Origin of the sequence: Actinoplanes sp. CA-051413, from assembly GCF_050955795.1 — a bacterium.
Taxonomy (GTDB): Bacteria; Actinomycetota; Actinomycetes; order Mycobacteriales; family Micromonosporaceae; genus Actinoplanes.
The window spans coordinates 3,552,261-3,564,192 of sequence record NZ_CP192100.1; the positions used below are offsets into that span (position 1 = coordinate 3,552,261).

Genomic DNA, 11,932 nt, shown 5'->3' on the forward strand with positions numbered 1-11,932 from the left:
GCCCGTCCCGTTCACTTCAGGAGTTGCCGCATCGACCGGGACAACAGCTCGGTGCGGTCCGCCGCGGTCAGCTTCTCCGGTCCGAACCCGAAGTAGAGAGTGGCCGGGGTGGCGGTCGCGGCGCCGAAGTCGTAGACGTGCCCGGCCCGGGTCCAGTCGGCCGGGTTGGGCGCGGAGCCCGGCGGTGGCCCGGCCACGGTCCAGCCGCCCAGGTCCGTCTCGAAGGACGTACGGGCGACGGTCGCGCCGTCCACGTCCAGGCGTACGTCGTCGAGGAAGACGCCGTAGCCCTGGACGTACCAGTCGGACGTGTAACTGATGGAGATCTCGACCTGCTTGCCCGCGTACGCGGACAGGTCGGCATGGAAGTCCTTCCACCCGCCGCTGTTGCCGGTCGCGGCGTTCCAGTCGCCGGTGGAGCCGTGCGGCGTGCAGTCCTCGGCCCAGTAGTGCGCCAGGAACGGGTGCGGGTCGAGGCGTTCCCACTCGCAGGTCCACCCGACGTCCGTACTGGTCAGGCCGCCGGTGTCCGGCAGCGTGGTCCAGTTGTCGGTGCCGGCCTCGTGCGCCTCCACGATGAGGAAGTCGGCGCCCTGGTCCGTGTCGAACGACGTCTTGAACCGCAGATCCGCGGCCCGCGCCGTCCGCAGGTCAACGGTCCTGGTCAGTCGCTTGTAGGAGGAGTCCGAGCGCCCGCTCCACAGGTACTGGTCCCCGTCGGCCGGGTCGTAGGGTCCCGGGCCGTCCTGCTGCCAGACCATCGGGACCGTGCTGGTGAACTGCGGGAACTGAGCCGCGGGCAGCTCGCTCGACGTGCTCAGGAACGCCGCCGTGTGCTGCTGCGCCCCGGCCGGGGCGGAGAAACCCGCCAGCTTGCCGGCGGTGCCGGTCACTGCCGCGCTCCCGCCGTTGTCCACGTACGCGCCCGCGCCGAGCCAGTACTGCCGGAAGTCGTCGCTCACCGGCTGGCAGTCCCAGTCGTCGTCGCCGTCGCCGTCGCCGTCGCCGCATTCTCCCGGTCCCTGCGGCTTGTAGGCGTAACCGATCGCGGAGTACTGGGCGTACTGGCCGGCGTGCAGCAGCTTGCCGCCCTCGTTGAGGTAGTCGCGGACGGCCAGATCGGTCTCGAAGGTGGCCCGGGTGGTGGCCCACTCGGGCTGGCCCGGGTTGCGCGGGACGATGTCGTCGCCGGTCTCCCACACCACCGCCCGGTAGTGCGAGAGGACGCCGAGCGGGTGCGGGGCCTGCCGGCCGTGCGTGTCCATGTCGTAGACGTCGGCGGTGTGACCGGAACGCTTGAGGGCGTCGACGTACGTGGCCGCGTACCGGGCCGCAGTGGCGCCGTCGGTGTTGGCCGGTTCGATGCCGGTGACGTCCTCGGTGGCCAGCACCAGCACGTCGCCGCCGACCTGCCGGTTGACCGTGTAGGTGAAGGGTGCGCTCCTGCGGCCGCCGGCGGCGGTGAACCAGACGGTCACCCGGTCGCCCGGCTTCTGCCCGGTGACGGTGCCTCGCAGCTCCGCGAAGTACTTGTCCGCGCTGCCGCCGTACCTCTGGCCGCCCTGCCAGTCGGTGACCGCGGCCGTACGCTCTCGGCCGTTGATCCTGGCGTGCAGTCGCACGTTGCGCAGCGAGCGCTTGGCGACCACGGCCACCTGCTGGGTGGTGCCGAAGGAATCAGGGAAGGTGTCGGGGACGAAGTCCCTGGTCGACCGGCCGACCACGGAGACCGGATCGGCCGGGTTCCGCGCCGATCGGGCCAGCGAGAGCGCGAACGGGAAGTTCTTGGCGACCTCGGCCTGGATCAGCTTCTCGTCGTCGGGGAAATCGAATTCGGTCCGGCAGTCCTCCGGTCGCCAGGCGTCGTCCGGATCGGACTCCGAGGCGGTCTGGCACGTCGACATCTCGGGGGCGAAACCGATGGTCCCCATCCGGACCTGGGCGTGATGATCGGTGTCGCCGTTGGTGACGTAGAGCTCGGCGGTGATGTCCGGGTCATATCCGGGTACGGCCGGGTGCGCATCGTCGCCGGCCAGCGCCATGGCGATCTGGTCGTCGGGGCTGACCGTCTCGACCTGCCAGCCGGCGCCCCAGAGGATGAGCTGGGCGGCCGAGTGGTAGTTGACCAGGAACTCGAAGCCGACCCGGCGGAACAGGGCGTCCATCGCCCGGGTCTCCGGCTCCGACTGCGGGGCGGGACCCCGATAGGTCTCGTTGTCCGGCTCCGGCGACGAGCCCTCGTTGTCGTATCCCCACCTCTCGGCGAAGTTGCGGTTGAGGTCGATGCCGTCCTCGGGCCCGTACCGGCCGTCGCCGTTGTTGTCACGCATGTTCTTGCGCCAGTAACGGTATTCGTCGGAGGTGAAGGTGAGGTCGTAGCCGTCGGGATTGGCCACCGGCAGGAACCACAGCTCGGTGGTGTCCACCAGGCCGGTGACGGCGGGGTCGGTGCCGTAGCTGTCGAGGACGTGCTGCATCAGCCGCCGGGTCATCTCCGGGGTGATCCACTCCCGGGCGTGCTGCCCGCCGAAGTAGAGCACGGCCGGGCGGCGGCCGTCGGGCACGGTCCGCGCGTTGCGGGTTACCTTGACCGCCTGGATCGGGACCCCGCGGACCGTCGTGCCGATCGTCTCGAGCTTGGCCAGCTTCGGGAAGCGCGCCGCGGTGGTGGCCAGCTCCTCGCGGATGCCGCCGGGGGTGTGGTAGGGCCGGAAGACCGTGGGACCGGCGGCCTTGCGGGAGCGCTTCGATGCGGTCTCCGGCTTGCGGGCCAGGGGAACGCCGGCCTTCACGAGCCGGTCCGCCTGGGCCCGGCCGAGGATCACCTCGACCGGAGCCTTGCGGCCGGGAACCGGCGCGCGGCCGAGCTCGTCCGCCGCCAGGCCGGCGGTGCGCAACGTGTCCCACTGGCGGTTGTCGAGCGTGCCGACGTAGACATCGAGCCGGTCCTCGGTGGACGGTGCGGCCCCGGCCTGCGCCGGGATCGCGGTGACGGCGGCGGCGGTGGTGATGAGCACGGCTGCCGCCAGGGCTGTCCGTTGTAAGCGCCTCATGAGTGGCAAGTATCGATGTCTTGTCAATGCCCCCCGAGGGGCTGCGGTCATCGGCCCAGCCAGCCACCGTCCACCGGGAGGATCGTGCCGGAGACGTAGTCCGAGGCCGACGAACTGAGGAAGACCGCCGCGCCCGCGAGGTCGGCGCTGTGGCCCCAGCGCCCGGCCGGGATCCGGTCCAGGATCGACCGGGAGCGGTCGGGATCCGCGCGCAACGCGGCGGTGTTGTCGGTGGCGATGTAGCCCGGCGCGATGGCGTTGACGTTGACGCCCCGGCCGGCCCACTCGTTGGCCAGCGCCCGGGTGAGCCCGGCGATCCCCGACTTGGCGGCGGTGTAGCCGGGGACGTTGATGCCGCCCTGGAAGCTGAGCAGGCTGGCGGTGAAGACGATCTTGCCGCTGCCGCGTTCCAGCATCGGCGCGGCGACCAGCTGGGTCAGCACGAACTGGCTCGACAGGTCGACCTCGATGACCCGGTCCCACCAGGACAGCGGATGCTCGGCCGCGGGGGCCCGTTCGATCGTGCCGGCGTTGTTGATGAGGATGTCCGGCGCCCGCCCGGCCAGCTCGGTGCCCAGCGCGGTCACGGCGTCGCGGTCGGCGAAGTCGACGGCGCGGGCCTCGAAGGCGCGACCGAGGCCGCGGACCGACTCGGCGACCTCGTCGTCGGTGTGCATCCGGGCGCTGACCCCGATGATGTCCGCACCGGCGGCGGCCAGTGCTTCGGCCATGGCCCGGCCGATGCCGCGGCGGGCGCCGGTGACCACGGCGAGCCGTCCGGCGAGGTCGAACAGCCCGCTCATGCTCGGTCCTGCCCCGCGACGTCGACCAGGATCTTCATGGCTCGGCCGGCCGACAGGTCCGCGACTGCGGTGGCCGTCTCCTCCAGCGGCACGACGCCGGAGATCAGCGCCGCCGCCGGAATGACCCCGCGGCGCAGCAGCTCGATCGCCCGCTCGAAGTCGGATCGCTGGTAGACCCGCGCGCCCAGCAGGCGCAGCTCCCGCCAGAAGACCCGCTGCAGGTCGATCTCGCGGGCGGCGGCGTGGATGGCGACGACGACGATCGTGCCCCGGACCTTCGCGAGCGCGGTGGTGGCGCGGACCGCCGCGGCCGCGCCCGACACCTCGAACACCACATCGGCGCCGACGCCGCCGGTCCAGCTCTCGACCTCGGCGGTGAGATCGGTGCCGGCCGGGTCCAGCACCTCGAAGCCGAGCGCCGCGATGCGGCTGCGGCGGGACTCGTCGATCTCGGCGACCCGGACCTCCGCTCCCGCTTCGCGGGCCACGCAGGCGATGAGCACTCCGATCGGGCCGCCGCCCAGGACCACGACCCGGTCGCCGACCTGCAACTCGGAGCGGCGGACGTCGTGCACGGCCACGGCCGCGGGCTCGACCAGCGCCGCGGTCCGCAGGTCCAGGTCACCGGGCAACGGCACCGCGATCGACGCCGGTACGTTCCAGCGCTGTTGCAGCGCACCGGGGGAGTCGATGCCCACGAAGACCAGGTTCTGGCAGATGTGCTGGTGCCCGGCCAGGCAGGCGGCGCAGGTGCCGTCCCAGAGCAGCGGCATCACCGTCAACGGATCACCGACCGCCCAGCCCTGAACGCCGGCGCCGACCGCGGCCACGGTGCCCGAGGCCTCGTGACCGAACACCAGCGGCGTCTTTACCCGGGCGTCCATGTCGCCGTGCACGATGTGCAGATCGGTGCCACAGAGACCGCAGTAGGCGACGGCGATCTGCAGCTCTCCCGGTCCCGGTGGTGCCACGTCCACGGACACCGTCCGCAGCCGGCCTGAGCCCTCGTACGTCGTGCCCTTCATGCGCGGCCCTCCCTTGCAAACATCATACGTATGCCCTTATATTTCGGGCCGATGAACGCGGCGTCAATACGGAAGATCAGATAAGGACACCGACTATGGTCCGTTCCAGGCGTGCCCGCTCCATCCGCTCGCTCTTGACAACCCTCGGCGGCGTCGCGGTTCTCACGGTCGCTCTCGCCGGCTGTGGCAACGACGACGGTGGTTCCACCGCCGGCTCCTATGGATTTCCTCAAGTCACCCAGGACGACAAAGCCCCCATCACGGTATGGGTGGACGCCGATCGCACCAAGGCCGCCGACGCCTTCAAGAAGACCCACCCGGAGGTGCCGATCCAGGTCGTGACCTACGACGGATCGGCCAACGGCTCCAACTCGTTCCGTACCAAGATCCAGCTCTTCGACCGCACCCAGAGCGGCTGGCCCGACGTCGTGTTCTCGACGCAGAACAACGACGCGGCCTGGGCCAGCCAGCAGAGCAACGGCAAACAGGCCTTCGCCGCTGTGCTCAACGGCGGGCTCGTGCCCAAGGCCACCCTGGACAAGTTCACCCCGGGCGCGCTGAACCCGTGCACCGTCGACGGCAAGGTCTACTGCCTGCGCAACGACCTGGCCCAGGTCGTGCTCTGGTACAACAAGGCGCTGTTCGACCAGTTCGGCTACCAGGTCCCGACCACCTGGCAGGAGTACCAGGCCCTGGGTGAGAAGGTCGCCCAGGAGCACCCCGGCAACATCGTCGGCACCGTCGGCGACGCCTGGACCCCGGAGGTCTTCTTCTGGGGCAGCAAGTGCCAGGCGAACGACATCACCGGCCCCAAGACGGTCACGGTGAACACCACGACCCCGCAGTGCCAGCGTGCCGCGGCGATGCTCGACACGCTGATCAAGAACGGCACCACGCCGAACGTCAGCGTCTTCACGCCGGAGTTCGTGAAGAAGTACTCCGGCAAGGTGCTGATGATGCCCGGACCGGCCTGGTACGCCGGCGCCATCTTCAACAACCCGCAGTCGCTCAAGGTGCCCGCCGGTCAGCTCGGGGTGGCCGCGCCGCTGGCCTGGCCGGGCGAGGACGCCGTGACCGGCAACGTCGGCGGCGGCACCTGGTTCGTCAGCAGCCACTCGAAGAACCTCAAGGCCGCCGAGACCTTCGCCGAGTTCGTCACGACGGCCGACGACTACCAGGTTGCGGTCGCTCCCGGCTATCCCGCGTACGGGCCGGCCGCCGAGAAGTGGGTGACGAAGCAGGAGTCGAGCGGCTACTACGCCACCGACCTGAAGGCCATCGTCACCGCCGGCACGTCGATCTGGCCCGGCTGGGGCTCGGGCATCTTCAGCCAGGAGGCCGTCTGGGCCAAGACGATGACGCCGGCCATCGCCGGCGGCAAGAGCGTGGTCACGCTCCTGCCGGAGTGGCAGACAGCGATCAAGAACCAGGCGCAGGTCGACGGATACACGGTCAAATGACGGTCGTCGACCGCACCGCGCAGGCGGCGGCCGTGGCGACGCGGCGGGCGGCCGGCCGGCCGCCCGCCGGCCGCGACAACGTGATGAGCTACGGCCTCATCTCGGGCTACGCGGTGCTCACGCTGGCCTTCGGGCTGCTGCCGGCGCTGTATGCGGTGTACCTCGCGTTCACCGACGCCACCGGCGGATTCGCGGGGCTGGCCAACTTCTCCAAGGTGGTCGGCGACTTCCGCTTCTGGCCCGCGGTCTCGCACGTGGCCCTCTACCTGGTGATCTGGCTGGTCGCGCTGGTGGCGCTGGTGACCGTGCTGGCGGTCGTCGTGCACGCGATCAGGGTCCGGTGGCTCAGCCGGACCCTGCGGCTGGTCTTCTACCTGCCGGGCGCGCTGGCCGGGGCCTCCAGCGTGCTGCTGTGGCTGTTCGTCCTCGACCCGACGGCCAGCCCGGTCGGCGGGCTGCTGCGGCTGTTCGGCTTCGAGAGCTTCGTGCAGGTCATCGTGCCGGGCAACCTGCCGGTCATCTTCGCCGTCATCGCCTTCTGGACCGGCGCCGGCGGCTGGATCGTCATCATGTACGGCGCCCTGAACAACATCAGCGCCGAGGTCATCGAGGCGGCCCGGGTCGACGGTGCGAACGCCGTGCAGATCGCCTGGCGCATCCAGCTGCCGATGCTGCGCAAGTGGATCTCGTACATGGGCATCATGTCGCTGGCCGCGGGCACCCAGCTCTTCGTCGAGCCGCAGCTGCTCTCGCAGGCCAGCAACGCCGTCGTGCCCAACGACTACTCGCTCAACCAGCTCGCCTACCAGTACGCGTTCCAGCAGAACGACTTCAACGGAGCGGCGGCGATCTCCCTGCTGCTGCTCGTCGTCGCCCTCGCGCTGTCGGCCGTCTTCGTGACGCGCGGCGGCCTGTTCGAGCGGGAGTGAACCCATGAGCTCTGTGCCCACCGGCTCCGCGGCGGCGCACCGGCCCGGCGTCAGCGGCTGGAGCGGCCGGACGATCGTCGCGGTCATGGTGACGGTGTTCGTGCTGTTCTTCGCCGTCCCGATCGTCTGGCTGCTGCTGGCCACCACCAAGTCGGCGCGCGGCCTGAGCGTGGGCAACCCGTTCGCCTTCGGCAGCGTCAGTGACCTGGCCACCAACTGGAGCCAGCTGTTCGGCTTCCAGGACGGCGCGGTCACCACCTGGATGACCAACTCGGCGCTGTACGCCGTCGGCGCGCTCGTCATCACCCTGGTCGTGAGCATCCCGGCCGGTTACGCGCTGGCCCTGACCCGGTTCCGGTTCCGGCGGCTGCTGCTGGTGCTGACCCTGATCGTCATGCTGATCCCCAACACCGCGCTGGTGCTGCCGATCTTCCTGGAGCTCAACGCAGTGGGCCTGATCGGCAGCCCGCTGTCGGTGATCCTGCCGATGTCGTTCTTCCCGTTCGGGGTGTACCTGACCTACATCTACTTCTCCACCAGCATCCCGCGCGACCTGCTGGCCGCGGCCCGGATCGACGGGTGCCGGGAGATCCAGGTGTTCACCAGGATCGCCCTGCCGCTGGCCGCGCCGATCGTGGCGCTGGTCGCGTTCTTCAGCTTCGTGCAGAACTGGAACAACTTCTTCCTGCCCTTCGTGATGCTGCCCTCCAGCGACGGCTATCCGGTGCAGGTCGGCCTGACCTCCCTGCTCGCCTCCACCCCGGCGTTCAACCCGAGCTCCGCCGGCGGGCAGTCGGTCCAGCTGCCGACGCTGGCCCTGGCGACCGTCGTCTCGGTGCTGCCGGTGCTCATCGTCTTCCTCGTGTCACAACGCTTCCTGGTCGCCGGCATGACCGCCGGCGGGACCAAGGAGTGAGCCCAATGTCTGCCGACCAGGAGCCAACATGAAAGTCACCGGTTATCGCAGCCTGTTGACCAAGCACGACTGGGGGCGGCTGACCGGTGACGCCAACGGCGTGATGCCCGAGCCGCGCACCGACGTCCACGTGCTGATCCTCGAGACCGACGACGGTCTGGAAGGCGTCGGCGTCGGTCCTCACGGCGACATCGACCGGGTCTTCGGTGCCGTCGAGGGTGAGGACCCGCGGGCCGTCACCGCGCTCTACGACCGCATGCTGAGCTGGGTGTTCAAGACCGGTCACGCCGGGGCGACGTTCGGCGCGGTCGGGGCGATCGACATGGCGCTGTGGGACCTCAAGGCCAAGGCGGCGGGCGAGCCGCTCTGGCGTACCCTCGGGGCACTGGACCGCTTCGTGCCCGGGTACGCCTCCGGGCTCGACATCGCACTCGACGACGAGGCCCTCGTCCGCCTCTACGAGCGCTACGCCGACCGCGGTTTCAGCTCGGCCAAGCTCAAGGGCGGCCTCGACGTCACCCACGACCTGCGCCGGCTGCTGGCGGTCCGCGACGTGCTGCACCGCAACTCGACGCACCCGGCGCTCATGCTCGACGCCAACGAGGCCTGGAACCGTACGCAGGCGGTCCGTTTCGTCAGCGAGCTGGAGCGCACCGTCGACCTGGCCTGGATCGAGGAACCGGTGCGCCGGTGGGACGCGGCCGGTCTCGCCTCGGTGCGCCAGCACCTGCGCACGGCCGTGGCGACCGGCGAGAACCTCACCGGCCTGGAGCAGTACCGGCCGCTGCTGGACGCCGGTGCCGTCGACATCGTCCAGGTCGGCAACGTCTGGGGCATCACCCACTTCCTCCGGGTGGCCGCCGTCGCGCACAGCCACGACCTGCCGGTGAGCCCGGTGTCCTACCACGCCAACCCGGTGGCCCACGCCGCCGCCGCGGTGCCCAACCACCTGTCCTTCGAGGTCCAGCACCTCGACTCGCCGATCGGCCTGCGGATCGATCAGGAGATCATGGACGGCGGTATCGTCCTCGGTGACGAACCGGGCATCGGCATCCGGGTCGACGAGGAGCACATCAACGCGGTACGGGCCGCCAACCCGGTCGCCGGGATCACCGGGCCGCACGTGCGTCCCCGGCGGGCCGGGCTGCGGCTGGTCCCCGAGTCCCGGCGCGACCTGCGGCACCTGTCATGAGCGGGGTGATCGACGCGCACGTTCACCTGTGGAACCGGGCCACCGATCCGCAACCCTGGATCGACCCGGCGACGATGGCGGTCATCGATCGCGACTTCGCCGCCGGCGACCTCGAACGCATGCTCGACGAGACCGGCAGCGACTCCGCGGTGGTGGTCCAGGCCAGCAACAGCATCGCCGAGACCCGGAGGCTGCTGGCCGGTGCCGGGCCCCGGGCGGCCGGGGTGGTCGGCTGGATCGATCTGACCGGCGATGTCGGTGCGCAGCTCGACACGCTCGGCCCGGATCCGCGCCGGCCGCTGGTCGGCTTCCGCCACCTGGTCCACCTCGACCCGGATCCGGCCTGGCTGCACCAGCGCGACGTCAGCGTGGCCCTCGACGCGCTCAGTGTCCGCGGCCTGTGCTTCGACCTGGTCGTCCGCTCGTGGCAGCAACCGCTGGCCGCGACCGTCGCCGGGGAGCATCCCGGCCTGCGCTTCGTCGTCGACCATCTCGGTGGCATCGCCGACTCCATCGACGACGACGGCTGGGAACGCGGCCTGCGGGCGCTCGCCGCCCGGCCGAATGTCTGGGCCAAGATCTCCGGGCTGGCCGGGCTCGTGCAGGACCCGCAACGGCTGCGCCGGGTGGTCGGCGTGGCGGTCGAGGCATTCGGCCCGCAGCGGCTCATGTACGGCTCCGACTGGCCGGTGGCGTGTCTGGGCGCCGGCCCGGTCGCCTGGCGTACGGCTGTGGACGAACTGCTGGCCGACCTGAGCGCGGGGGAGCGGGCCGCGATCATGTCCGGAACCGCCTCGGCTTTCTACGGGCTCGGCGCATGACCAGCGCGGTCGAGGATCTGCGGCGCCGTGGCGTGATCGGGCTGGGCGGCGCACCGCTGGGCAACTTCGCTCGGGCCATGGACGACGAGCAGGCCGCCCGTACGCTGCGCCGGGCCTGGGAACGCGGTATCCGCTACTTCGACACCGCGCCGCACTACGGCCTCGGGCTGTCCGAACGGCGCATCGGGGCCGAGCTGCGCCACCGGCCGCGTGACGAGTTCATCGTCTCCACCAAGGTCGGCCGGCTGCTCGTTCCCCGCGTACCCCCGCTCGACCAGGACGACGACGGCTTCGTCGTGCCCGGAGACCTGGAGCGGCGCTGGGATTTCTCCGCCGACGGAGTCGAGCGTTGCCTGCGGGGGAGTCTCGAACGTCTCGGGCTCGACCGGATCGACATCCTCTACGCGCACGACCCCGACCAGGCCTGGGACGGCGCGGCCCGGGAGGCCCTGGCGTCGCTGGCACGGCTGAAGGCGGCGGGCATCGTGTCGGCCATCGGCATCGGGACGAACTCGACCGCCGGCCTCGAACCGCTCATCCGCGCGGGCCTGGTCGACGTGATCATGCTCGCCAACCGCTACTCGCTGCTCGACCACAGTGCCCTCGACGCGGTGCTCGCGCCGGCCCGGGACGCCGGCGTAGCGATCGTCGCCGCCGGCGTCTTCGCCACCGGCCTGCTCTCGACGGACCAGCCCAGGCCCGGGGCCACGTACGAATACCGCCCGGCCGACCCCGCGGTGATCCGGCGGACCGAGCTGATCGCGTCGGTCTGTGCGGACCACGGTGTGCCGCTGCCGGCGGCGGCGCTGGCCTTCCCGCTGCTGCATCCCGCGGTCGCCGCCGTGGCCATCGGCATGCGCTCGCCCCGGGAGGTCGACGAGGACATCGAGCGGTTCACCACCGAGATCCCCGCCGGGCTCTGGCGTGACCTGGTCTCGGCCGGGCTCATCCCGGCGGGCGCGGTGCCGGCGGGACCTACGAGCCGCTCTCCGGAGGAGCCGCCGGGCGACGCCGCTGCCAGGAGCTGACGATGTGGTGGCGCATCGCCCGCTCGGCGCCCTCGACGTCGTGCCGGGCGATCGCCTCGACCACCTTGCTGTGTTCCTCGATGGTCGACGCGAAAGCGCCGTCGTAGCGGAGCCCCTGGTACCGGTCGCTCTCCAGGGCGCGCCGGTACAGGCGTTTGGCTATGTTCTCGGCCAGCCGGTTCCGGGAGATCTCCATGACCGTGAAGTGGAAGACGACGTCCTCCTGCCGGAAGGCGTCGCTCTCCTGCCGCATCTCCCGCATCGCGTCCAGGACGTGCTCGATGCGCGCCAGCTCTTCCTGGGTGTGGCGCGCGGCCACCGCGCCGGCCATGGCCGACTCCAGGTTGCCCCGCACGATGGTGAGCTCGTCGAGGATGCCCAGCGACTCGTCACTGTCAATCAACGCGGAGAGCACGATCGGGTCCAGCATGTTCCACGAGCCGGACCGGGCCACCTGCGTGCCCCGGCCCTGGGCGACCACGACCAGCCCCTTCTCCTCGAGCCGCTTCACCGACTCGCGGATCACCGTGCGGCTCACCCCGAAGTGATCGCTGAGGGGGCCCTCCGGGGGCAGCAGGCCACCCTCGGGGATCTCACCGGTGACGATGAGCTCGACGAGCTCACTGGTCACCGCCACACCGAGCCGCGCCGAGCGGCGACGGGGCGGAAAGGCGGAGGTGTCGGGCTGGTCTGCCATGACCGCAA

10 protein-coding genes are annotated in these 11,932 nt (G+C 70.8%); 6 read left to right on the forward strand and 4 right to left on the reverse strand.

From position 1 onward, the window contains the following. Positions 1-11 precede the first annotated feature (11 nt). The 3 genes from ACQP2Y_RS16575 to ACQP2Y_RS16585 are packed head-to-tail and all read right to left on the reverse strand — an operon-like array spanning position 12 to position 4,881. Positions 12-3,053, reverse strand: a complete 3,042-nt coding sequence (locus tag ACQP2Y_RS16575; protein ID WP_433729103.1) for a M14 family zinc carboxypeptidase — start codon at positions 3,051-3,053, stop codon at positions 12-14. A 47-nt stretch (positions 3,054-3,100) separates the two neighbouring features. Continuing rightward, the gene (locus ACQP2Y_RS16580) at positions 3,101-3,856 is read right to left on the reverse strand and encodes an SDR family oxidoreductase (RefSeq protein WP_433729105.1); all 756 of its coding nucleotides are present in this window, start codon (positions 3,854-3,856) and stop codon (positions 3,101-3,103) included. Continuing rightward, positions 3,853-4,881: a zinc-dependent alcohol dehydrogenase gene (locus ACQP2Y_RS16585; protein ID WP_433729107.1), complete on the reverse strand. Its 1,029-nt coding sequence runs from the start codon at positions 4,879-4,881 to the stop codon at positions 3,853-3,855. The genes ACQP2Y_RS16580 and ACQP2Y_RS16585 overlap by 4 nt, the downstream gene beginning before the upstream one ends. A 95-nt stretch (positions 4,882-4,976) precedes the next feature. Between ACQP2Y_RS16585 and ACQP2Y_RS16590 the strand changes: the two genes are divergently transcribed. From ACQP2Y_RS16590 to ACQP2Y_RS16615, 6 genes are read left to right on the forward strand one after another with little or no spacing between them, the layout of a single operon-like run. Next, the gene (locus ACQP2Y_RS16590; protein ID WP_433729109.1) at positions 4,977-6,341 is read left to right on the forward strand and encodes an ABC transporter substrate-binding protein; all 1,365 of its coding nucleotides are present in this window, start codon (positions 4,977-4,979) and stop codon (positions 6,339-6,341) included. Further along, a complete protein-coding gene (locus tag ACQP2Y_RS16595) occupies positions 6,338-7,270 on the forward strand; it encodes a carbohydrate ABC transporter permease (RefSeq protein ID WP_433729111.1) in 933 nt (310 codons plus the stop codon). Before ACQP2Y_RS16590 ends, ACQP2Y_RS16595 begins: the two co-directional genes overlap by 4 nt. Before the next feature lie 4 nt (positions 7,271-7,274). Beyond that, entirely contained in the window at positions 7,275-8,186 is a 912-nt protein-coding gene (locus ACQP2Y_RS16600) for a carbohydrate ABC transporter permease (protein ID WP_433729113.1), read from the forward strand. 28 nt (positions 8,187-8,214) lie between these two features. Continuing rightward, positions 8,215-9,378, forward strand: a complete 1,164-nt coding sequence (locus ACQP2Y_RS16605) for a mandelate racemase/muconate lactonizing enzyme family protein (protein WP_433729115.1) — start codon at positions 8,215-8,217, stop codon at positions 9,376-9,378. Then, positions 9,375-10,199 (forward strand): amidohydrolase family protein, encoded by an 825-nt coding sequence (locus ACQP2Y_RS16610; protein WP_433729117.1) that lies wholly within the window; start codon positions 9,375-9,377, stop codon positions 10,197-10,199. Before ACQP2Y_RS16605 ends, ACQP2Y_RS16610 begins: the two co-directional genes overlap by 4 nt. Then, the gene (locus ACQP2Y_RS16615) at positions 10,196-11,227 is read left to right on the forward strand and encodes an aldo/keto reductase (RefSeq protein ID WP_433729119.1); all 1,032 of its coding nucleotides are present in this window, start codon (positions 10,196-10,198) and stop codon (positions 11,225-11,227) included. Before ACQP2Y_RS16610 ends, ACQP2Y_RS16615 begins: the two co-directional genes overlap by 4 nt. On the opposite strand, the gene ACQP2Y_RS16620 is transcribed toward ACQP2Y_RS16615, so the two are convergent. Continuing rightward, positions 11,175-11,924, reverse strand: coding sequence for a FadR/GntR family transcriptional regulator (locus ACQP2Y_RS16620; RefSeq protein ID WP_360555649.1), 750 nt, complete (start codon positions 11,922-11,924; stop codon positions 11,175-11,177). The genes ACQP2Y_RS16615 and ACQP2Y_RS16620 overlap by 53 nt on opposite strands. Between the last annotated feature and the right edge of the window lie 8 nt (positions 11,925-11,932).

Bases quoted from the DNA above. Each gene is read 5' to 3' on its own strand.
- ACQP2Y_RS16595 (WP_433729111.1), top strand. From the start codon at position 6,338: ATGACGGTCGTCGACCGCACCGCGCAGGCGGCGGCCGTGGCGACGCGG.
- ACQP2Y_RS16605 (WP_433729115.1), top strand. From the start codon at position 8,215: ATGAAAGTCACCGGTTATCGCAGCCTGTTGACCAAGCACGACTGGGGG.
- ACQP2Y_RS16580 (WP_433729105.1), bottom strand. From the start codon at position 3,856: ATGAGCGGGCTGTTCGACCTCGCCGGACGGCTCGCCGTGGTCACCGGC.
- ACQP2Y_RS16610 (WP_433729117.1), top strand. From the start codon at position 9,375: ATGAGCGGGGTGATCGACGCGCACGTTCACCTGTGGAACCGGGCCACC.
- ACQP2Y_RS16620 (WP_360555649.1), bottom strand. From the start codon at position 11,924: ATGGCAGACCAGCCCGACACCTCCGCCTTTCCGCCCCGTCGCCGCTCG.
- ACQP2Y_RS16585 (WP_433729107.1), bottom strand. From the start codon at position 4,881: ATGAAGGGCACGACGTACGAGGGCTCAGGCCGGCTGCGGACGGTGTCC.
- ACQP2Y_RS16590 (WP_433729109.1), top strand. From the start codon at position 4,977: ATGGTCCGTTCCAGGCGTGCCCGCTCCATCCGCTCGCTCTTGACAACC.
- ACQP2Y_RS16615 (WP_433729119.1), top strand. From the start codon at position 10,196: ATGACCAGCGCGGTCGAGGATCTGCGGCGCCGTGGCGTGATCGGGCTG.
- ACQP2Y_RS16575 (WP_433729103.1), bottom strand. From the start codon at position 3,053: ATGAGGCGCTTACAACGGACAGCCCTGGCGGCAGCCGTGCTCATCACC.
- ACQP2Y_RS16600 (WP_433729113.1), top strand. From the start codon at position 7,275: ATGAGCTCTGTGCCCACCGGCTCCGCGGCGGCGCACCGGCCCGGCGTC.